17 protein-coding genes are annotated in these 22,091 nt (G+C 70.9%); 10 read left to right on the top strand and 7 right to left on the bottom strand.

Features of this window, described 5'->3' with window-relative positions; genetic code table 11:
• Entirely contained in the window at positions 1-783 is a 783-nt protein-coding gene (locus OG452_RS10025) for a hypothetical protein (RefSeq protein ID WP_327299573.1), read from the top strand.
• A gap of 141 nt (positions 784-924) precedes the next feature.
• On the opposite strand, the gene OG452_RS10030 is transcribed toward OG452_RS10025, so the two are convergent.
• On the bottom strand, positions 925-1,407 hold the full coding sequence (locus tag OG452_RS10030) for a MarR family winged helix-turn-helix transcriptional regulator (protein ID WP_442809987.1): 483 nt from the start codon (positions 1,405-1,407) through the stop codon (positions 925-927).
• Positions 1,408-1,637: 230 nt separating this feature from the next.
• Here OG452_RS10030 and OG452_RS10035 point away from each other — a divergent pair, with 230 nt between their 5' ends.
• Positions 1,638-2,465, top strand: coding sequence for a lysozyme (locus tag OG452_RS10035; protein ID WP_327295270.1), 828 nt, complete (start codon positions 1,638-1,640; stop codon positions 2,463-2,465).
• Between the two features lie 95 nt (positions 2,466-2,560).
• Here the strand turns inward: OG452_RS10035 and lon are convergent, their stop codons facing one another.
• Together lon and OG452_RS10045 are read right to left on the bottom strand one after the other, a co-directional pair.
• Entirely contained in the window at positions 2,561-4,963 is a 2,403-nt protein-coding gene (lon, locus tag OG452_RS10040; RefSeq protein WP_327295271.1) for an endopeptidase La, read from the bottom strand.
• A gap of 106 nt (positions 4,964-5,069) precedes the next feature.
• Positions 5,070-5,864, bottom strand: a complete 795-nt coding sequence (locus OG452_RS10045; protein ID WP_405563014.1) for a rhomboid-like protein — start codon at positions 5,862-5,864, stop codon at positions 5,070-5,072.
• A 153-nt stretch (positions 5,865-6,017) separates the two neighbouring features.
• On the opposite strand from OG452_RS10045, the gene OG452_RS10050 reads away from it, so the two are divergent.
• The 5 genes from OG452_RS10050 to OG452_RS10070 all read left to right on the top strand — a co-directional run bounded on the left by OG452_RS10050 (position 6,018) and on the right by OG452_RS10070 (position 13,181).
• Positions 6,018-6,689, top strand: a complete 672-nt coding sequence (locus OG452_RS10050; protein WP_405565601.1) for a spermidine synthase — start codon at positions 6,018-6,020, stop codon at positions 6,687-6,689.
• 133 nt (positions 6,690-6,822) lie between these two features.
• A complete protein-coding gene (locus tag OG452_RS10055) occupies positions 6,823-7,560 on the top strand; it encodes a response regulator transcription factor (RefSeq protein WP_266853138.1) in 738 nt (245 codons plus the stop codon).
• Positions 7,557-8,723, top strand: coding sequence for a HAMP domain-containing sensor histidine kinase (locus tag OG452_RS10060; RefSeq protein WP_327295273.1), 1,167 nt, complete (start codon positions 7,557-7,559; stop codon positions 8,721-8,723). The genes OG452_RS10055 and OG452_RS10060 overlap by 4 nt, the downstream gene beginning before the upstream one ends.
• A 269-nt stretch (positions 8,724-8,992) precedes the next feature.
• Positions 8,993-12,826, top strand: coding sequence for a multifunctional oxoglutarate decarboxylase/oxoglutarate dehydrogenase thiamine pyrophosphate-binding subunit/dihydrolipoyllysine-residue succinyltransferase subunit (locus OG452_RS10065; protein WP_327295274.1), 3,834 nt, complete (start codon positions 8,993-8,995; stop codon positions 12,824-12,826).
• A 166-nt stretch (positions 12,827-12,992) separates the two neighbouring features.
• Positions 12,993-13,181, top strand: coding sequence for a DUF6104 family protein (locus tag OG452_RS10070; RefSeq protein ID WP_327295275.1), 189 nt, complete (start codon positions 12,993-12,995; stop codon positions 13,179-13,181).
• A gap of 35 nt (positions 13,182-13,216) precedes the next feature.
• Here the strand turns inward: OG452_RS10070 and OG452_RS10075 are convergent, their stop codons facing one another.
• Positions 13,217-14,023 (bottom strand): hypothetical protein, encoded by an 807-nt coding sequence (locus tag OG452_RS10075; protein ID WP_327295276.1) that lies wholly within the window; start codon positions 14,021-14,023, stop codon positions 13,217-13,219.
• 124 nt (positions 14,024-14,147) lie between these two features.
• Here OG452_RS10075 and OG452_RS10080 point away from each other — a divergent pair, with 124 nt between their 5' ends.
• Together OG452_RS10080 and OG452_RS10085 are read left to right on the top strand one after the other, a co-directional pair.
• The gene (locus tag OG452_RS10080; RefSeq protein WP_327295277.1) at positions 14,148-14,999 is read left to right on the top strand and encodes a DUF4097 family beta strand repeat-containing protein; all 852 of its coding nucleotides are present in this window, start codon (positions 14,148-14,150) and stop codon (positions 14,997-14,999) included.
• A gap of 1 nt (position 15,000) precedes the next feature.
• Entirely contained in the window at positions 15,001-16,173 is a 1,173-nt protein-coding gene (locus tag OG452_RS10085; protein ID WP_327295278.1) for a PadR family transcriptional regulator, read from the top strand.
• Positions 16,174-16,362: 189 nt separating this feature from the next.
• Here the strand turns inward: OG452_RS10085 and OG452_RS10090 are convergent, their stop codons facing one another.
• From OG452_RS10090 to OG452_RS10100, 3 genes are all read right to left on the bottom strand, one after another.
• The gene (locus OG452_RS10090; protein WP_327295279.1) at positions 16,363-17,919 is read right to left on the bottom strand and encodes an FAD-dependent monooxygenase; all 1,557 of its coding nucleotides are present in this window, start codon (positions 17,917-17,919) and stop codon (positions 16,363-16,365) included.
• A gap of 356 nt (positions 17,920-18,275) precedes the next feature.
• A complete protein-coding gene (locus OG452_RS10095) occupies positions 18,276-19,241 on the bottom strand; it encodes a zinc-binding dehydrogenase (RefSeq protein ID WP_327295280.1) in 966 nt (321 codons plus the stop codon).
• A gap of 112 nt (positions 19,242-19,353) precedes the next feature.
• Positions 19,354-20,568, bottom strand: a complete 1,215-nt coding sequence (locus OG452_RS10100) for an NAD(P)-dependent malic enzyme (protein ID WP_327295281.1) — start codon at positions 20,566-20,568, stop codon at positions 19,354-19,356.
• 558 nt (positions 20,569-21,126) lie between these two features.
• On the opposite strand from OG452_RS10100, the gene OG452_RS10105 reads away from it, so the two are divergent.
• Positions 21,127-22,065, top strand: coding sequence for an ABC transporter substrate-binding protein (locus tag OG452_RS10105; RefSeq protein WP_327295282.1), 939 nt, complete (start codon positions 21,127-21,129; stop codon positions 22,063-22,065).
• The last annotated feature ends 26 nt before the right edge of the window (positions 22,066-22,091 follow it).

Consider the following 22,091-nt stretch of genomic DNA (forward strand, 5'->3'; position numbering starts at 1 on the left):
ATGCGGATCGAACTCGCCTCCACCCCGGGCACCCCCGAACGTCCCAACGAGGACTGGGCGGGTGCCGTCCTGCCTGCCTCGGGGCGGGGCGGGCTACTCGTACTGCTGGACGGCGTGACTCCGCCCGCGGGGGCCGACGGATGTGTGCACGGCGTGCCGTGGTTCACCGCCCGGCTCGGCGGTTCCCTGGTCGAACTGTCCGGTTCGCGGGAGGATATGAGCCTGCGTGAGGTACTTGCGGAGGCAATTCGCCTTACCGCCGAAGCTCACGGCTCAATCTGTGACCTTTCTCACGTGCGCACCCCGCAGGCAACCGTCGTCATGGCGCGCTGGTCCGCCGGGACAGTCGATCACCTGGTGCTGTCCGACTCGGTCCTGCTGGTCGAGGACGCCTCGGGGGCCGTACGGGCGGTGCTGGACGACCGCCTGGACCGGCTGCCGCGCGAGGTGCTGGCGACCGAGGCGACGGCCGACGCGGCACGGAACCGGGAGGGCGGGTTCTTCACAGCGGCCGCCGATCCGGCGGTGGCGGCGCGCGCGGTGACCGGGCGCACGCCCCTGGCGGAGGTACGGGCGCTGGCCGCGCTCAGTGACGGCGCGGGCCGCTGGGTGGAGGTCTTCCGGGAGGGCGACTGGGCGGAGTGCCTGGCGGTGCTGCGCAAGGAGGGTCCAGAGGCACTGATCGGGCGGGTGCGGGCGCTGGAGGACGCGGACACGGACCGCGCGTTCCTGCGGAACAGCAAGACGCACGACGACGCGTCGGCCGTGCTGGTGGAGCTGTAGAGGCCCGGATGGGGCTGTGCAGGGGCGCGGGCTGGAGCCGCGGGAGCCGGCCGGAGGCCGCGTACGGTTACCGGCCCGCAGTCCGGTCCCCGTCGGCCGGCCGGCCTGGAGGCCTCAGCCCCTCAGCCCCCAGCCCCCGGCTCAGCCCTCCGCCCGGGCGTTCAAGTGGTGCAGCAGGCGAGCCAGTTCCGCGACCTCGGCCCGGTCCCAGCCGTCCAGCTTGCGTACGTACTCGGCCCGGCGCGCGTCCCGCACCCGGCGCATCCGTTCGCGCCCCTCGACGGTGAGCTGCACCAGGAAGGCGCGCCCGTCGCCGGGGTCCTGCTCACGGGTGACCAGTCCGAGGACCTCAAGGGACCGCAGTTGACGGCTTATGGTCGCCCGGCCGACTCCGATATAGGCGGCCAGGTCGGTGGCCCGCTGCCCGCCCCACTCGTCGAGGCAGACCAGCAGCCCGTAGGCCGCGGCCTCCAGATCAGGGTGGACGGCGCGCGACATCTCACCGGACGAAGCCCGCGCGCGGCGCAGGAAGACGGCCAACTCCCGCTCCAGCGCCAGGTATTCATGGTCCACACCATTCTCCGGCGGGACGGGGAGTTCACTTGCAGTACCGCTGTCGTGCACGTCAGCACCCCTTACGAGCTTTCCCGATCCTGAAAGTTTCTTTCAGCGTCTGCCATCGCCGCAGCTGGGCCAGTATTTCGCAGGAGTAGACCAACGGCAGCACCCAGGCCCCCTTCCGCCGCACGGGTCTACGTGCGTAGCGTCGTCATCGCTGGCATGTCCACACCACGACATATCGGCGATGACTGAGCTCTCCCAGCTCCCCCACCGAGCCTTTCGGAGGCACGCACATGCCCGTGCTCAGATCCGGAACGGCCCGACGCGGACGCACCGCCGCAGTCGGGATCCTTCTCGCCTTCCTCACCTCCCTGCTGGCCCTGCCCGGCTCGGCCTCCGCGGCCGGCCCCCCGGCGCGCGGCACGGCCACCATGGGGATGGGCGTCATCGCGCACGACGGCCAGGGCGGCGCCCCTCACAACACCCCCTCCGCGGTCCAGACCGAAGGCGTCGACGTCTCCGGCTACCAGGGCAACGTCAACTGGGCGACGCTGTGGGGCAGCGGCGTGCGGTGGGCCTACACCAAGGCCACCGAGGGGAACTACTACACGAACCCCTCCTTCACCCAGCAGTACAACGGCTCGTACAACGTCGGGATGATCCGCGGCGCCTACCACTTCGCGACCCCGAACGACTCCAGCGGTGCGAACCAGGCGAACTACTTCGTCAGCCACGGCGGCGGCTGGTCCCGCGACGGCAAGACACTGCCCGGGGTGCTGGACATCGAGTGGAATCCGTACGGCGACGCCTGCTACGGGCTCAGCGCGGCATCGATGGTCTCCTGGATCCACGCCTTCGCCAACACCTACAAGTCGCTCACCGGACGCGACGTGGTCATCTACACCGCGACCAGCTGGTGGACGCAGTGCACGGGGAACAACAGCGGCTTCGGGGCCACCAACCCGCTCTGGATCGCCCGCTACAACACGACGCCGGGCACGCTGCCCGCCGGCTGGGGCTACCAGACCATGTGGCAGTACACCTCCAGCGGGCCGACGGTCGGCGACCACGACAAGTTCAACGGCGCGCTGGACCGGGTCCAGGCACTCGCCAACGGCTGACGCCGCGGACCGCACCACCGTCTGCCGCAGGCCCCCGGCGCGCTGCCGGGGGCCTGCGTATTCCTTCAGCCGTTCTCCGCTACGGCACCGGGCCGTCAGGCGGCCGCCGGAACCCGTACCTCCGCGGGGGACAGCGCGATCTCCAGGACCTGGCGTACGTCCGTCACCGGGTGCACCTCCAGGGTGTCGAGCACCTCGGCGGGTACGTCGTCCAGATCGGCCTCGTTCCGCTTGGGGATCACCACGGTCGTGATGCCCGCCCGGTGCGCGGCCAGCAGCTTCTGCTTCAGACCGCCGATCGGCAGCACCCGCCCGGTCAGCGACACCTCGCCGGTCATGGCCACGTCCGTGCGGACCTGCCGGCCCGAGAGCAGCGACGCCAGCGCGGTCGTCATCGTGATGCCCGCGCTCGGGCCGTCCTTGGGCACCGAGCCCGCCGGGAAGTGGATGTGCACTCCGCGTTCCTTCAGATCCGCGACGGGCAGCTCCAGTTCGGCGCCGCGCGAGCGCAGGAAGGAGAGCGCGATCTGCGCCGACTCCTTCATGACGTCGCCGAGCTGGCCCGTGAGGGTCAGCCCCGCCGCCCCGGTCTCGGGGTCGGCCAGCGACGCCTCGACGAAGAGGACGTCGCCGCCCGCGCCGGTCACCGCGAGTCCGGTGGCCACACCGGGCACCGCCGTACGGCGCTCCGCCGGGTCCTGGGCGGACTCCGGCACATGGTGGGGGCGTCCGATCAGCGGCCGCAGCCCGGCGTCGGTGACGGTGAGCGGCAGCTCCTGCTCGCCCAGCTCGTGCTGGGCCGCGACCTTCCGCAGCAGCCTGGCGACGGCCCGCTCCAGATTCCGTACACCGGCCTCGCGGGTGTACTCCCCCGCCAGCTTGCGCAGCGCGGAGTCGTCGAGCGTCACCTCGCCGGGCTCGAGACCCGCGCGCTCCAGCTGCCTGGGCAGCAGGTGGTCGCGGGCGATGACGACCTTCTCGTCCTCGGTGTAGCCGTCGAGCCTGACCAGCTCCATCCGGTCGAGCAGCGCCTCCGGGATGGCTTCCAGCACATTCGCGGTGGCCAGGAACACCACATCGGACAGGTCGAGCTCGACCTCCAGGTAGTGGTCCCGGAAGGTGTGGTTCTGGGCCGGGTCGAGCACTTCGAGCAGGGCGGCCGCCGGGTCGCCCCGGAAGTCCGAGCCGACCTTGTCGATCTCGTCGAGCAGGACGACCGGGTTCATCGAGCCGGCCTCCTTGATCGCCCGCACGATCCGTCCGGGCAGCGCGCCGACGTATGTACGCCGGTGTCCGCGGATCTCCGCCTCGTCCCGTACGCCGCCGAGCGCGACGCGGACGAACTTGCGGCCCATGGCGTGCGCGACCCCCTCGCCGAGTGAGGTCTTGCCGACTCCGGGCGGGCCGACGAGCGCCAGTACGGCGCCGCCGCGGCGGCCGCCGACGATGCCCATGCCGCGGTCGGCACGGCGCTTGCGCACGGCCAGGTACTCGGTGATGCGCTCCTTCACGTCGTCCAGGCCCGAGTGCTCCGCGTCCAGTACGGCCTTGGCGCCCCTGATGTCGTACTCGTCCTCGGTGCGTTCGTTCCACGGCAGTTCGAGGACCGTGTCCAGCCAGGTCCGGATCCAGGAGCCCTCGGGGCTCTGGTCGGACGAGCGCTCCAGCTTCTCGACCTCCTTGAGCGCGGCCTCCCTGACGTACCCGGGGAGTACGGCGGCCTCGACGCGGGCCCGGTAGTCGTCGGACTCGTCGTCCGCCTCGCCGTTGAGCTCGGAGAGCTCCTTGCGTACGGCCTCCAGCTGGCGGCGGAGCAGGAACTCGCGCTGCTGCTTGTCCACGCCCTCCTGGACGTCCTTGGCGATGGACTCGGCGACGTCCTGCTCGGCGAGGTGCTCGCCCAGCCACTGGACGGCGAGCTTCAGCCGGGCCACCGGGTCGGCGGTCTCCAGGAGCTCGGTCTTCTGGGCGAGGGTGAGGAACGGCGAGTAGCCGGAGTTGTCCGCGAGGGCCGACACGCCCTCGATCTGCTGGACGCGGTCGACGACCTGCCAGGCTCCGCGCTTCTTCAGCCAGTCGGTGGCGAGCGCCTTGTACTCCTTGACCAGCGCGGTGACGGCGCCGGGCAGCGGCTCGGGGTCGGTCTCGTCCACGGGGGTCCCCTCGACCCAGAGCGCGGCGCCCGGGCCTGTGGTGCCCGCACCGATACGGACCCGGCCGCGGCCCCGGACCAGGGCTCCGGGGTCTCCGTCGGAGAGCCTGCCGACCTGTTCGACGGTGCCGAGGACGCCGGTGCTCGCGTAGCTGCCGTCGAGCCGCGGAACGAGCAGGACCAGCGGCTTGTTGCCGCTGGAGCGGGCGGAGGACGCCTGGGCGGCCTCCACGGCGGCGCGTACGTCCGCTTCGGAAAGGTCCAGCGGCACCACCATTCCGGGCAGCACGACCTCGTCGTCGAGCGGCAGCACGGGCAGGGTGAGCGGTGTGGACGTGTCAGCCATGATCTCCCCTTAGGCAGTGAAGTTGAGCTATGCAGACTCAATGCCGGGAGGGGCGCTGGTGTTCCCGGGTGGCCGTTCGCTCTCAGCGATCGGGTCCGCCATCAGGTCAGGAGGCCGCCGCGGAGGCGTCAGCGGGGCTGCCGGGCTCACCCGTGGAGGAACCCGGGCCGACCGGTACGCCGGACGGCCCGGACCCGGTGAGTGCCGTGGGCGCCGCCGACCGGGGCGCGCGGCCCGTCCTGGCGGCCGCCCAGCGGCGCACCAGCGGCCAGCAGGCCACCCCGATGGCGAGCGAGAGCGGATGGCCCCAGTCGGTGAGGGGGTCTCCGAGGGTCAGCAGCGCCTGGACGAGCGCCGTGGCGACGGCCGCCAGGAGGGGCCAGCGCAGCAGTGGCGGAAGCAGTCCGGCCAGCGCTCCGACACCGGTCATCAGTCCGAAGCTGATGCCGTAGTCCAAACGGTGGAGCGAGGAGTCGGGGAGATGACCGGCGGCGACCGCGACACCGACCGGGATCTCGGTGGCCAGCGTCGCCAGGACATGCCCGGTAAGGAACACCGCGCCGGTGCGCAGGGCGCCTATCCGGCGCTCCAGGGCGGTCAGGACGAGCAGGAAGCCCGCCGCGGACACCGAGAGCAGGCCGCCGGCTATCCACAGGGCGCTGCCCACCAGGACGAGGAGCGGGGTGCGGGCCAGATGCGCCATGTCCGTACTGGAATCGCGCAGCAAGGCGGTGACGGTGTGCGGGTCGGCGTGCTCGGCGAAGAGCGAGGTGGCGACCAGCACCAGGACGTAGACGAAGGTGAAGGGCGTACCGGCGGGGGTGGGCAGCAGGCGCAGCAAGGGCAACAGGGCCCGGCCCGGGCCACCGGCCGGGCGTCGCGTCCGCTGCGTGTGGTGCACTCTGTCTGTCCCGTCGGCCGTCGGTCTGTCCGTTCGACTCCACTCCCCCCAACGTTCACTCTCCGGGATAGCCTCCGACGGCGCCTATGACATCCACCACACGAAGCAACCCCCGCACCCCCCGTGGCGTCCGGGGCCGATCCGGGAGGGATCATCACCTTGGACGTACGCACGCTTGACCGGCGCGAGGGCCCGTACGGAGAAGTCGTGCTGCGCGAGCGCGGGGAGCACTTCGAGATCATCGCCAACGGGTGCTTCCTGATGGACACGTCGGACGGCCGCTCGGAGCGGCTGCTGATCGATGCGGCGCTGGCCGCGCTGCCGGCCGGCCGCGACCGTCCCTCCGTACTCATCGGCGGACTCGGCGTCGGATTCTCACTCGCACACGCCGCGGCAGACCCCCGCTGGGGCCGGATCACGGTCGTCGAACGCGAGCAGGCCGTCATCGACTGGCACCTGGAGGGTCCGCTCGCCCGGATCTCTGGCGCGGCGCTCGCCGATCCCCGGACTGTGATCCTGCCCACCGATCTGGTCGCACACATGCGCGGATCCACATCGGCATATGACGCTTTGTGCCTGGACATCGACAACGGGCCGGAGTGGACGGTCACCGACGACAATGGCGGGCTGTACACCGCCGACGGGCTCACAGCCTGTATGGAACGGCTGAAACCGGGAGGAATCCTGGCCGTCTGGTCGGCTCAGCCTTCGGCGACTTTTGAGGAAGCCTTGCGGAATGCCGGGTTCAGTGGGGTAAGGACCGAAGAGATCCCAGTTGCCCGGGGCGTGCCTGACGTGGTCCATCTCGGTGTTCGCCCTGCGTAGCCGGGACGGCGTCCGGGCATCTAGTCTGCTGACCGGCAGATGAGATCTGGACGCTTTGTCCAAGAACGCAGCTGGGACACAGCCGCGTACGCAGCAGAACGCACATTCAAGAGCGCACTTCCAGGGGCGGGCGATGGAGCAGACACACACCACCCACAACGGCGTCGCGGCCACCCCGGGCGCCCAGCGCCGGGTGCTGGTCGTCGAGGACGACCCGACAATCGTCGACGCCATCGCCGCACGGCTGCGGGCCGAGGGTTTCCAGGTGCAGACGGCAACGGACGGCCCGGCGGCGGTGGACGCGGCCCAGGGCTGGCAGCCGGACCTGATGGTCCTCGACGTGATGCTGCCCGGCTTCGACGGCCTTGAGGTCTGCCGACGCGTCCAGGCGCAGCGGCCGGTGCCGGTCCTGATGCTGACGGCCCGCGACGACGAGACCGACATGCTGGTCGGGCTCGGTGTCGGCGCCGACGACTACATGACCAAGCCGTTCTCCATGCGTGAGCTGGCGGCCCGCGTCCATGTCCTGCTGCGGCGGGTGGAGCGGGCGACCATCGCCGCATCGACGCCGCGCAGCGGCATCCTGCGCCTCGGTGAGCTGGAGATCGACCACGCGCAGCGCCGGGTCCGGGTGCGCAACGAGGACGTACATCTGACGCCCACCGAGTTCGATCTGCTGGTCTGCCTGGCGAACACCCCGCGTGCCGTCCTCTCGCGCGAGCAGCTGCTCGCCGAGGTCTGGGACTGGGCCGACGCGTCCGGCACCCGGACCGTGGACAGTCACATCAAGGCGCTCCGCAGGAAGATCGGCGCGGAGCGCATCCGTACGGTGCACGGTGTCGGGTACGCGCTGGAGACCCCCGCACCATGACCCGTCCGCGCTGGCGGCGGACCTGGAGCGGTGTCCGGCCCCGGGAGCTGGGCCACGATCTGGGCCGGCTGCTGTCCCGGCCCCGGCCGTGGAACCGGCAGCGCCCCTTCCCGGTCTCGATCAAGGCCAAGCTGGGCACGCTCGTGGTGGTGTCGGTCTTCATCACCACGGGGCTGCTCCTGGTGGCGCTGCGCACCAAGACGGAGCTGCGGTTCATCACGGTCTTCTCGGTGATCGCCTCGATGCTGATCACCCAGTTCGTGGCGCACAGCCTGACCTCGCCGCTGGACGAGATGAACACCGTGGCCCGGTCGATCTCGCACGGTGACTACACCCGGCGGGTCAGCGGCGCCGACCGCAGGGACGAGCTGGGCGACCTGGCCACGACCATCAACCGGATGGCCGAGGACCTGGAGGCGGTGGACCGGCACCGCAAGGAGCTGGTCGCGAACGTCTCCCATGAGCTGCGGACCCCGATCGCGGCCCTGCGGGCGGTGCTGGAGAACGTCGTGGACGGGGTGTCGGCCGCCGACCCCGAGACGATGCGCACCGCGCTCAAGCAGACCGAGCGGCTGGGCCGGCTGGTCGAGACGCTGCTCGACCTCTCCCGCCTGGACAACGGAGTGGTGCCGCTCAAGGCCGCCCGTTTCGAGGTGTGGCCGTATCTCTCGGGCGTGCTGAAGGAGGCGAATCTCGCAGCCGCGCAGCGCGCGGGCGCGTCGGGCTCCGGCGGCCAGCACACCCGGACGGACGTCCATCTCCATCTGGATGTCTCGCCGCCCGAGCTGACCGCGCACGCGGACGCGGAGCGGCTTCACCAGGTCGTCGCCAACCTCATCGACAACGCGGTCAAGCACTCCCCGCCGCACGGCCGGGTCACGGTACGGGCCCGGCGCGGCCAGCAGCCGGAGTCGCTGGACCTGGAGGTCACGGACGAGGGCCCGGGCATCCCCGAGGCCGAGCGGCACCGGGTCTTCGAGCGCTTCAACCGGGGCCGCGCCCCGTCCCCGCACGGTCCGGGCGGCGACGGCGGCACGGGGCTCGGTCTGGCCATCGCCCGCTGGGCGGTCGATCTGCACGGCGGGCGGATCGGGGTGGCCGAATCCTCCCGTGGCTGCCGGATACGCGTCACTCTTCCGGGCGTATCGAGAACACCAAGTTGACGTAAAGTCTTCAGCGGAAGCCCGCGTTCCGTACAGAACCGGCGGGTAGGCGCGTCAGAGGGTGTCGGCCAAGGGGCGGCAGCTGTGATACGCCATACCCGCATAACGCGGAACCACGCTTGTTTCCCGCCATTTCAACCCCCGAAACCAAGTTTCGAGTGTGACTTGCGCGACGTTGGACCGCCCAGCCTGCGCCCCCAGGCCAGGGAGGCGTAGCCTTTATTTCCGCTGTCCATCACCTTGTGAAGCGGAAGAGGGCGGTTAACGCCGTGTCGTCTCAGTCCCCCAGTAATTCGAGCATCTCGACCGACCAGGAGGGGCAGGACAAGAGTCCTGCTGACGCTTTTGGTCCCAATGAGTGGCTCGTCGACGAGATCTACCAGCAGTACCTCCAGGACCCGAATTCGGTTGACCGTGCCTGGTGGGACTTCTTCGCCGACTACAAGCCAGGTTCTGCCGGCGCTCCCACCGCGGGTGCGGACCCGGTGAGCGCGAGCCCTCCACACCAGTCGGGCGAGAGCGGCCGGGCCGCCGCCGCGCAGGGTGGCGCAGCCGCGGGGGCTGCTCCCACCTCGGCCGCGCCCGCCACGCCCCCGGCTGCCGCGCCCGCAGCGCCGCAGGCTCCGGCTCCGGCCGCCCCTGCCGCCGCGAAGCCCGCGGCCGCCGCCAAGCCCGCTCCGGCCGCCAAGCCCGCGGCGAAGGCCGAGCCCGCCGCCGAGCCCGAGGCGCCGGCAGGGCCCGAGCTGGTGACACTGCGCGGCCCGTCCGCCGCGGTCGCGAAGAACATGAACGCCTCGCTGGAGCTGCCGACGGCCACGTCCGTCCGCGCGGTCCCGGTGAAGCTGCTCTTCGACAACCGCATCGTCATCAACAACCACCTGAAGCGCGCCAGGGGCGGGAAGGTCTCCTTCACCCACCTCATCGGCTTCGCGATGGTGCAGGCCCTCAAGGCCATGCCGTCGATGAACCACTCCTTCGCGGTGAAGGACGGCAAGCCGACGCTGGTCAAGCCGGCTCACGTCAACCTCGGCCTCGCCATCGACCTGGTGAAGCCGAACGGTGACCGCCAGCTCGTCGTCGCGGCCATCAAGAAGGCCGAGACGCTCAACTTCTTCGAGTTCTGGCAGGCGTACGAGGACATCGTCCGCCGCGCCCGCGCGAACAAGCTGACGATGGACGACTTCACCGGGGTCACCGCGTCGCTCACCAACCCCGGCGGTATCGGCACCGTCCACTCCGTGCCCCGTCTGATGCCCGGTCAGGGCCTCATCATGGGCGTCGGCGCGATGGACTACCCGGCCGAGTTCCAGGGCACGTCGCAGGACACCCTGAACAGGCTGGGCATCTCGAAGGTCATGACCCTGACCTCGACCTACGACCACCGGGTCATCCAGGGCGCCGCGTCCGGCGAGTTCCTGCGGATCCTCGCCAACCTGCTGCTCGGCGAGAACGGCTTCTACGACGACCTGTTCGAGGCCCTGCGTATCCCGTACGAGCCGGTCCGCTGGCTCAAGGACATCGACGTCTCGCACGACAATGACGTCACCAAGGCCGCCCGCGTCTTCGAGCTGATCCACTCCTACCGGGTCCGCGGCCATGTCATGGCCGACACCGACCCGCTGGAGTACAAGCAGCGCAAGCACCCCGACCTGGACATCATCGAGCACGGGCTCACCCTCTGGGACCTGGAGCGCGAGTTCGCCGTCGGCGGCTTCGCCGGCAAGTCGATGATGAAGCTGCGCGACATCCTGGGCGTCCTGCGGGACTCGTACTGCCGCACCACCGGCGTCGAGTTCATGCACATTCAGGACCCCAAGCAGCGCAAGTGGATCCAGGACCGCATCGAGCGCGGCGCGCACACCAAGCCCGAGCGCGAGGAGCAGCTGCGCATCCTGCGCCGGCTGAACTCGGCGGAGGCGTTCGAGACCTTCCTGCAGACGAAGTACGTCGGCCAGAAGCGCTTCTCGCTCGAAGGCGGCGAGTCCGTCATCCCGCTGCTGGACGCGGTCATCGACTCGGCAGCCGAGTCGCGCCTCGACGAGGTGGTCATCGGGATGGCCCACCGCGGCCGTCTCAACGTGCTGGCCAACATCGTCGGCAAGTCGTACGCGCAGATCTTCCGCGAGTTCGAGGGCAACCTCGACCCGAAGTCGATGCACGGCTCCGGCGACGTGAAGTACCACCTCGGCTCCGAGGGCACCTTCACCGGTCTGGACGGCGAGCAGATCAAGGTCTCGCTGGCCGCCAACCCGTCCCACCTGGAGACCGTCGACCCGGTCGTCGAGGGCATCGCGCGCGCCAAGCAGGACATCATCAACAAGGGCGGCACGGACTTCACCGTGCTGCCCGTGGCGCTGCACGGCGACGCGGCCTTCGCGGGCCAGGGCGTCGTCGCCGAGACTCTCAACATGTCGCAGCTGCGCGGCTACCGCACCGGCGGCACCGTGCACATCGTGATCAACAACCAGGTCGGCTTCACCGCCGCCCCGGAGTCGTCGCGCTCGTCGATGTACGCCACCGACGTGGCCCGCATGATCGAGGCGCCGATCTTCCATGTGAACGGCGACGACCCGGAGGCCGTGGTGCGCGTCGCGCGCCTCGCTTTCGAGTTCCGCCAGGCGTTCAACAAGGACGTCGTCATCGACCTGATCTGCTACCGCCGCCGCGGTCACAACGAGGCCGACAACCCCTCGTTCACGCAGCCGCTGATGTACGACCTGATCGACAAGAAGCGCTCGGTGCGCAAGCTCTACACCGAGTCCCTCATCGGTCGCGGCGACATCACACTGGAAGAGGCGGAGCAGGCGCTCCAGGACTTCCAGGGCCAGCTGGAGAAGGTCTTCGCGGAGGTCCGCGAGGCCACCTCCGAGCCCGCCGAGGCGTCGGTGCCGGTGCCGCAGGCCGAGTTCCCGGTCGCCGTGGACACCTCGATCTCCCAGGAGGTCGTGAAGCGGATCGCCGAGTCGCAGGTCAACATCCCCGACCGGATCACCGTGCACCCCCGGCTGCTGCCGCAGGTGCAGCGTCGGGCCGCGATGATCGACGAGGGCACGATCGACTGGGCGATGGGCGAGACCCTCGCCATCGGCTCGCTGCTCCTGGAGGGCACCCCGGTGCGCCTCTCGGGCCAGGACTCGCGCCGCGGGACCTTCGGCCAGCGGCACGCGGTGCTCATCGACCGCAAGACCGGCGAGGACTTCACCCCGCTGCTCTACCTCTCCGACGACCAGGCGCGTTACAACGTCTACGACTCGCTGCTCAGCGAGTACGCGGTGATGGGCTTCGAGTACGGCTACTCGCTGGCCCGCCCGGAGTCGCTGGTCATGTGGGAAGCGCAGTTCGGTGACTTCGTCAACGGCGCGCAGACCGTGGTGGACGAGTACATCTCGGCCGCCGAGCAGAAGTGGGGCCAGACGTCCGGCGTCACCCTGCTCCTCCCGCACGGCTACGAGGGCCAGGGCCCGGACCACTCGTCCGCCCGCCCGGAGCGCTTCCTCCAGCTGTGCGCGCAGAACAACATGACGGTCGCCATGCCGACGCTCCCGTCGAACTACTTCCACCTCCTGCGGTGGCAGGTGCACAACCCGCACCACAAGCCGCTGGTCGTCTTCACCCCGAAGTCGATGCTCCGCCTCAAGGCGGCCGCGTCGAAGGCGGACGAGTTCACCACGGGCGGCTTCCGTCCGGTCATCGGGGACGACAGCGTCGACCCGAGCGCCGTGCGCAAGGTCGTCTTCACGGCCGGCAAGGTCTACTACGACCTGGACGCGGAGCGCACCAAGCGCGGCGTCACGGACACCGCCATCATCCGTCTTGAGCGCCTGTACCCGCTGCCGGGTGCCGAACTCCAGGCGGAGATCGCCAAGTTCCCGAACGCCGAGAAGTACCTCTGGGCACAGGAGGAGCCGGCGAACCAGGGTGCGTGGCCGTTCATCGCGCTCAACCTGATCGACCACCTGGACCTGGCGGTCGGCGCCGACGTCCCGCACGGTGAGCGCCTGCGCCGCATCTCGCGGCCGCACGGCTCGTCGCCCGCGGTCGGCTCCGCCAAGCGCCACCAGGCCGAGCAGGCCCAGCTGGTCGCCGAGGTCTTCGAGGCCTAGGCGGTACCGGCAGATTCTCGTGGGGCCCGTACGCATCACACGATGCGTACGGGCCCCGCGGCGTACGGCGGGTGGGTCGCGGAGCCCGTAACCGACCGCGCGGCGGACGGCCCGGTGCCTCGCATAATCTGAACAAGGAACATCCGGAACGCATCAGGAGCGACACGTGTACTTCACCGACCGCGGCATCGAGGAACTGGAGAAGCGGCGGGGCGAGGAGGAGGTCACCTTCGAGTGGCTCGCCGAGCAGCTGCGTACGTTCGTCGACCTGAACCCGGACTTCGAAGTCCCGGTCGAGCGCCTGGCGACCTGGCTGGCCCGGCTGGACGACGAGGACGAGGACGACGACGCGTAGGCCGCGGCACGAGGTCCTGTCCGGCAGCACTCCGCTCAGGTGCCCGCCCGCATCCGGTCGTACGCGAGGCCCAGCACCCCGTGCGCCATCAGCAGGGCGGCCGCCACCGTCCAGCCTCCCCTGCGGCGGCTGAAGCCCCAGAGCGCGAGCGGGACGCCGGCCGCCAGCTGGGCCGCACCGAGCGCGCGGGCCCGCGGGCCGCGCAGCCAGGGGCCGAGCGCGCCGTCCTCGAAGGCGGCGAGCTCCGCCCGTACGGTCTCCCGCAGACCGGTCGGATCGATCCGACCGGTGGCCGGGTGGACCCTGGCCACCTCGCGCAGCCGGTCGGCGGGGTCACCGGGCGTGAGACCGGTGGGCAGCGCGAGGCCGGCCCGGGCGAGGACCGCGGTCAGGCCGGTCAGCCGGGAGCGTGAGTCGGCGAGCGGGTCCGGGACGGTGAGTTCGGTCAGCGCCTGGAGATCCAGTACGGGATCGAGCCGCAGCCGTGCGCCGAACGTGCGCATCGCCCCGTCCTCACCGACCGGCGTGCCGTCCGCGCGCCACACATAGCCGACCGGCCGCCGGAATCCGGAGGCCAGTGTGAGGCCCGCCCGGTCGCAGTCCCACCAGAGGGCGAGCACCGGCCAGTCCGACGCGACCGCGAGCGTGGTGACCCAGCCGCCGGCCACCCGGTCGACCGGTTCCTCCCCGTGCAGCCAGGGCTTCCCCTCGGGGACGAGCACGCTCCACTGCTCGCCCGCCGGGGCGAGGAGCAGCTGCTCCCCCAGCACCCGGGCCGCCGGCCGTACGGCGGCCGGGTCCGCCCGGCAGAGCAGCAGGGCACCTGTGGCGTTCTCTGACATAGCCCCACGCTAGGACAGTTCCGCGCATTCCACCCGCGCACTTGACTTCACCTATCCGCGATATATCGTGTTCTTCAGAAGACGCGATATGTTGCGTCGCATCCGACCCGTGGAGGTCAGTTCCATGTCCGAGAGGTCAGTGTCGGAGCCGCAGAAGCTCTCCTTCGAGGAACCCGTGACGGCACTGAACGTGCGCATCGTCAACGGCACGGTCAATGTCGTGGGCACCGACGACGCCGTACTGAACGAGCAGGGGGGCGCCCGGCTGGAGATCTCCGGGGTCGACGGGCCGCCGCTGATCGTGACTCTGGAGAACGGCACGCTGACCGTGGCCTACGAGGACCTGCCCTGGAAGGGCTTCCTGAAGTGGCTGGACCGCAAGGGCTGGCGCCGCAACGCCGTGGTCTCGCTCACGGTGCCCGCGTCGGCGCGGGTCGAGGTCGGCGTGGTGGGCGCGGCAGCGGTCGTCTCCGGGATCCGGGGGCGTACGGAGGTCCGCGGGGTCTCCGGCGACACCGCCCTGGTCGGCCTCTCCGGCACCGTTCTCGCCGGGACCGTCTCGGGGAACGTCGAGGCCCAGGCCGTCAGCGGCGATCTGCGCTTCCACTCCGTCTCCGGGGACCTCACCGTGATCGAGGGGACCGGCTCGTCCGTACGGGGAGAATCGGTGAGCGGCGACATGGTCGTCGATCTCGACGCGACCGGCAGGCCGACCGACATCGCCCTCAACACCGTCTCCGGCGAGGTCGCCATCCGGCTGGCCCCGCTGACGGACGCCAGGGTCAGCGCGAACACCACGAGCGGCGCCGTGTCGAACGCCTTCGAGGATCTGCGGGTCAGCGGCCAGTGGGGTGCCAAGAAGATCACCGGTACCCTCGGCGCGGGCACCGGCAGCCTCCGGGCGACCACCGTGAGCGGGGCCATCGCCCTGCTGCGCAGGCCCGCACAGGACGACATCGCCGAGAAGGTGCTCTGACATGGCCCCCGTTTTCGCCCACGGCCGACTGCGGCTCTACCTCCTCAAGCTGCTGGACGAGGCACCGCGCCACGGCTACGAGGTGATCAGGCTCCTGGAGGAGCGCTTCCAGGGGCTCTACGCGCCGAGCGCGGGCACCGTGTATCCGCGTCTCGCCAAGCTGGAGGCGGAGGGACTGGTCACCCACGCCTCGGAAGGCGGCCGGAAGGTGTACTCGATCACCGAGGCAGGGCGCGCCGAACTGGCGGGCCGCAGCGGTGAACTGGCCGACCTGGAGATGGAGATCCGCGAGTCGGTATCCGAACTCGCAGCGGAGATCCGGGCCGACGTCAGCGGCTCGGCGAACGACCTGCGGCGCGAGATCCGCCAGGCCGCGAAGGAGGCGCGCAGGACATCGGCCGGTGCGGCGGGCGGCGGCCGGACGGCGGACGCGGGCCCGGGCGGCGGCTCCGGCGCGGGGAAACCGTTCCCCGGATTCCCGGACGCCTCCGACTTCTTGGACGGGAACTGGACCGACAAGGAGGGCTGGCGCCAGGCCAAGGAGGACTTCAAGCGCGCCAAGCTGGAGTGGAAGGAGCAGGCGCGCCGGGCGAAGGACGAGTCCCGCCGCGCCCGCGAGGACGCCCAGCAGGCACGCCGCCAGGCCAGGGAGGCCCAGGACTACGCCCGCGAGCAGCTGCAGCGGGTCGCCGAGCAGGTCCAGGACCACTTCGCACGTGGCGACTGGCCCGCCGGGGTGCGCGAGGGCCTCGCCGAATTCACCCGGGAGCTGGGACGCTTCGGGCGGACCGCGGAGCCGGGGGCGGGAACCCGTACGGATACGGACTCCGGTGCGCGCACCACGGCCGGTACGGACGGCACCAGTACGGGCGCGGCTCCCGGTGCCGGTACGGAGACAAGCGCCGGCCCGGACACCGCAGCCCCCGTCGGCCTGGGCAAGACCGACGTGGACAGGGAGGACGGCCGCCCGGCGCCCGAGCCGGACTGGGCGCACGAGGAGCCATCCGGCAACCCGGCCCGCGACCTGGACCGGCTGCTCGACCGCTTCCGCGACGATATCCGGGACGCGGCACGCGATCACGGCGTCACGGACAGCCAGCTCCGGGACGCCAGGCGGCACCTGTCGGCGGCGGCAGCCCACATCGGCGCCGCACTGCGCGGCCCCGGGGCGTAAGCCGGGGATGAGTCGCCGGCCCGGATACGGGGCCGGGACGACGGGCCAGACCCTCGCCCCCTCCGGCAACTGCCGGAGGGGGCGCCGGTACTCGTTCCAGCTCCCCCAACTGCCGGGCGGCCTGCGCCCGCTGCGCGACCCGGACGCCACCGGTGAGGTGACCGGGTGCGGTGACCGTCACCGCCGGGATCAGCCCCGTGTCACCGTGCCCTCTGGCACTCCGAACCACTTCTCCAGCGCCTCCGCCAGCCCGGCCGTCGACGTCGGCGCCCCCGCGTCGGCCGCCCACGCCGTGAAGCCGTCCGGACGGACGAGGACCGCCGCCAGTTCCGGGCGGGCCGGGCAGCCGGCCGTCAGGGTGTCGACGCGGGCGGCGTACCCCGCCGCGAGCGCCCGGAGCTCCGGATCGTCGGTGAGGTCGAGCAGGAGCGCCCGGCCGCCGTGGAGGTGGTGCGCGAGGCGGCCGCCGTCGGTGAGTTCGAGGTCCGGGGCGCTGCGGCCGGTCAGCGGGTGCTCGCCCGGCAGCTGGTACCTCAACCCGCCACCGTTGAGCCGCGCGGTGAGGTACGTGGTGCCCACGACCGTTCCCGCCAGGTCGCTGACGATCTCGCGCAGAGCCCGGGACTGCGGGTCCGGGCGCATGGCCGCGACCTGGGACCGCGTCCAGTCCAGGACCCACGCACCGACCGGGTGCCGCTCGGAGGTGTAGGTGCCCAGCAGACCTTCGGGCGCCCGGCCCCCGATCGTCGCGGCGAGCTTCCAGCCGAGGTTCATCGCGTCCCCGATACCCAGGCTCAGCCCCTGGCTCCCGAACGCGGAGTGCACGTGCGCCGCGTCTCCCGCCAGCAGCACCCGGCCCTTGCGGTACTCGGTGGCCTGGCGGGCGTGGTCGGTGAAGCGGGTCGCAGTCCGCACCCCGGTGATCGTGACGTCCACGCCGGATACACGGCGCAATCGCGCCTGGAGGTCCTCGGCGGTGACCGGAGCGTCCCGGTCGGCCGGCGGACCGTCGAACTCCACGGTGACGATGCGGCCCGGCATCGGCCCGTGGGCGTACACCCCGGTGTCCGTGGCGGTCCAGCCGACGTTCAGGTCCTCGCTGCCGGTCATCTCCACGACCGCCTGGTGACAGGTGACCTCCGGTTCCGTACCGGGAAATTCGAACCCCGCGAGCTTGCGGACCGGGCTGCGGCCGCCGTCGCAGCCGACGAGCCAGCCGGCGCGTATGGCCCCGTGGCTGGTCCGCACGGTGACGGCCCTGTCGTCCGCGTCGAAGCCGGTCAGCTCCACTCCCCGGCGCACGTCGACGCCGAGCTCGTCCGCCCGCCCGCCGAGCAGCCGCTCGATGTCCTGTTGCGCCACGAAAGCGATCTCGGCGGCCGGTCCGGCGTTGCGGAGGTCCGGCTCCGTACGGTCGACCAGGTCGGCGCGCAGCATGATTCCGGCGAAGTGGCCGACGAACCCGAGCCCTTGGCCCGCGGCCCCGCCTCCGTCCCCGCCGTTCCGCTCGCGCATGAACGCCTGGAAGCGGTCCATCGTCTGCCGCTGCGCCTCGGCCAGCGCGGGCAGCATGCCCCGGCGGTAGAGCGCCTCGGCGCTGGGCGTGGTGATCGCCCCGCCCTTGATCGTCGGGTCCACTTCGGTGAGGCGCTCCAGGACGGCCACCCGCGCGCCTCCGAGCCGGAGCTCGCAGGCCAGCATCAACCCCACCGGGCCGCCTCCGGCCACCACTACGTCATAGTCCATGGCGGCCACTATGACGGAGGGTCAAAAAGGCCCATTCACCGCCCTGACCAGCCACAACAGGCGTCGCGGTGTCAAGGGGCGAGCCCCGCGAGAAATGGGGCCGGCACAGTCCGGTTCCGTCACGCCGCGCCCGGCAGCCCGTCGCCCCGCTGCCCCGCAGTACGCGCTCCGACACCCTCGTACGACACCCGCACGCCGCCAGGGCGCCCGCGGCCACCCCGGCCTGCTCGATGAGGGCCAGCAGCAGATGGCGGCCGTCAGCCTTCATTGACAACGACCCGACGGCAGTGCCCGGTCAGCGGCTGCCGCGCACTCCGGGTGAGGAGTACGGGGTGCCGGTCGCCCACAGAAGCAGGTCAGGACCCGGTCAGCACGACCTTGCCGAAGAGCTCGCCCGACGCCATCTTCTCGAAGCCCTCGCGGGCCCGGTCGAGCGGCAGCACCTCGTCGACGACGGGCCGTACCCCGGTGGCCGCGCAGAACGAGAGCAGGTCCTCCAGCTCGTCCTTGGACCCCATGGTCGAGCCGACGACCCTGAGCTCCAGGAAGAAGATCCGGGTGAGTTCGGCCGACGCCGGGTCGGAGCCGCTGGTGGCGCCCGAGATCACCAGGGTGCCGCCCGGCTTGAGCGACTTGACGGAGTGCGACCAGGTGGCCGCCCCCACGGTCTCGATGACGGCGTCCACCCGCTGGGGCAGCCGCGCACCCGGCTCGAAGGCGTCCACCGCGCCGAGCTCGACGGCCCGTTGGCGCTTGGCCTCATCCCGGCTGGTGGCGTACACACTCAGGCCCGCCGCCTTCCCGAGGACGATGGCGGCGGTCGCCACACCGCCGCCCGCGCCCTGGACGAGTACGGAGTCGCCGGGTCGCACACCGGCGTTGGTGAAGAGCATCCGGTAGGCCGTGAGCCAGGCGGTGGGCAGGCAGGCGGCCTGCTCGAAGCTCAGCTCCTTCGGCTTGCGGAGCACGTTCCACTCGGGGACGGTGACCCGCTCGGCGAACGTGCCCTGGTACTTCTCCGTCAGGATGGACCGCCCCTCCTTGGGCCCGACCCCGTAACCGCTCTGCCCGATGACGGAGTGCAGGACGACCTCGTTGCCGTCCTGGTCGATCCCTGCGGCGTCACAGCCGAGGATCATCGGCAGCTTGTCGGCGGCGAGCCCCACACCGCGGAGCGACCAGAGGTCGTGGTGGTTGAGTGAGGCGGCTCTGACGTCGACGGTCGTCCAGCCGGGCCGGGCCTCGGGGGCCGGACGCTCCCCCAGCTCAAGGCCGTTGAGAGGGTGGTCGCGATCGATGCGGGCTGCGTAGGCGGCGAACATGCCCCGACCATAGGCGTGGCCGGTTCCGTACGGAACCGGCCACAGGTGTGACGCTGCCTGCACTGGTCCGGGGTGCAGGGGCCTCGCCGGCCCCTCGCTCCCCGGGGCGGCCTCAGCGCCGGGCCACGCCCTCCGCGCGCGCCGCGGCCGCCACCGCCGCGGTGACCGCCGGAGCGACCCGCTCGTCGAACGGCGACGGAATCACGCAGTCCGCGCTCAGCTCATCGGCCACCACGGCCGCCAGCGCCTCGGCGGCGGCGAGCTTCATGCCCTCCGTGATCCGCGAGGCCCGCACCTGGAGCGCACCGGCGAAGATGCCCGGGAACGCCAGCACGTTGTTGATCTGGTTCGGGAAGTCGCTGCGCCCGGTGGCGACGACAGCCGCGTACTTGGCGGCGACCGTCGGGTGGATCTCCGGGTTCGGGTTGGCCATCGCGAAGATGAATGAGCCCTCGGCCATCGAGGCGACCGCGGGCTCGGGGACCGTACCGCCCGAAACCCCGATGAAGACGTCCGCACCGGACATCGCGGTCTCCAGCGTGCCGGTCAGGCCCGCCTTGTTGGTGAAACCCGCGACCTCCCGCTTGATCTCGGTCAGGTCCTCGCGGTCCGCAGAGACGATGCCCTTGCGGTCGCACACCGCGACATCGCCGATTCCGGCCTCGATGAGGATCTTCGCGATGGCGACGCCCGCAGCGCCCGCACCCGAGATGACCGCGCGCAGCTGCCCCAGCGAGCGACCGGTGAGGATGGCCGCGTTCCGCAGGGCCGCCAGGGTGACGACGGCGGTGCCGTGCTGGTCGTCGTGGAAGACCGGGATGTCAAGCTGCTCCTGGAGCCTGCGCTCGATCTCGAAGCAGCGCGGCGCGGAGATGTCCTCCAGGTTCACGCCGCCGAACGACGGGGCGAGCCGCACCACGGTGTCGATGATCTCGTCCGTGTCGGTCGTCGCCAGCGCGATCGGAACGGCGTCGACACCACCGAACTGCTTGAAGAGGATGGCTTTGCCCTCCATCACCGGAAGGGATGCCTCCGGGCCGATGTCACCCAGCCCCAGCACCGCCGTACCGTCCGTCACGACGGCCACGACCTGCGACTTCCAGGTGTAGTCGTGGACGAGTTCCGGCTTCTCGGCGATGGCGCTGCACACCTTGGCGACACCGGGCGTGTACGCGAGGGACAGATCGTCCCGGTCGCGCACCGGCACCGTGGCCTGGATGGCCATCTTGCCACCGCGATGCAGGGCGAACACCGGGTCGAAGGGCTCTCCGTCCTGCGAGGAAGCGCTGACACTTTCGCTGCGAGGATTGACGATCTCCGCTGCCATTGGTTGTTACCCCTTAAGTCTTCATCAGTTGAGGGTGGCCACTCCTGGTTGAGGAGGGGTGGGCGGGCACCGCGTATGTGCCCCGCGCGGCCGGTTGGCCCGCCGGGCGGGGGGAGGTACATACGCGCGGGCGCGCCGCACACGCGCCCTGAGCCCCGGATGAGGGGTGTAACCGTCTGTTCTACCGGATGGACCGCACATCGGACGAGTCCATATCGAGTCCGCACCGACACGGTGAGATGGCTCATAGCGGGATATCCGGGCAGCTGGGCCCGGTTCCACGGTACAAGTCCATCCTTCGAGACGCGCCCCGGAACGGCGCGGGGCAGACCGGAGATCCTCCGGCGGAAGGTGCGTTTGCCAGCAGATGGTCCGGTCGTGCCGTACCGGCCAAGTGGAGAACGGGGGTGACCCGTTACCCGATTTTGACATGCCCAGCCGCCTGATTGGGCCAGTGCGGCTGGCAAGATGCCGTCATCCACACCTGGTCGTGGCACCGGAACCCCGTGTGCCGCGGCGCCAGCATTCAGCTGTCCGATCCGCCGGAGGACCACCACCATGACCGCACGCTCCACGCGCCGCACGGCCGCAATGAACTCCCGGACAGCCGCGGTCGGCGCGATCGCGGTCGCCGGCGCACTGCTGCTGACCGCCTGCGGCGACCAGACCAAGAACGACAGCACGGGTTCGTCCGCCGCCCCGCTCGCGCATCTGCTGCCGCAGGCCATCCGGGCCAAGGGCACCGTCAAGGTCGGTTCCGACATCGCGTACGCCCCCGTCGAGTTCAAGGACAGCTCCGGCAAGGTCTCCGGGATCGACCCCGACCTGGGCGCGGCGCTCGGTAAGCAGCTCGGGGTGACGTTCCAGTTCGAGAACGGCACGTTCGACACCCTGGTCACCGGTCTGCGGGCCAAGCGCTACGACGTCGCGATGTCGGCGATGACCGACACCAAGGACCGGCAGAACGGTGTGGAGAACGGCAAGAAGGTCGGCGCCGGCGTCGACTTCGTCGACTACTACAGCGCCGGCGTCTCCATCTACACGCGGAAGGGCAAGGACGAGGGCATCAAGAACTGGTCCGACCTGTGCGGCAAGACGATCGTCATGGAGCGCGGCACGGTCTCCAACGACCTCGCCAAGGCGCAGGCGAAGAAGTGTCCGGCCGGAAAGAAGCTCTCCATCCAGGCCTACGACGACGACCAGCAGGCCCAGACCCACCTCCGTTCGGGCGGCGCGGACGCCGGATCGGCCGACTCCCCCATCGCCGCGTACGCGGTGAAGACCTCGGGCGGCGGCAAGGACTTCCAGATCGTCGGCCCGACGGTCCAGGCAGCCCCGTACGGCATCGCGGTCGCGAAGGGGAACGACCAGCTCACCAAGGCCGTCCAGCAGGCGATGAACGCCATCATCAAGAACGGCACGTACGACAAGATCCTGGCGAAGTGGGGCGCCGAGCAGGGCGCGGTCACCGCGGCCAAGGTCAACGGCGGATCCTGACCGGACGCCGGCGCTGAGAGGTATCA

Source organism: Streptomyces sp. NBC_01197, assembly GCF_036010505.1.
Taxonomy (GTDB): Bacteria; Actinomycetota; Actinomycetes; order Streptomycetales; family Streptomycetaceae; genus Streptomyces.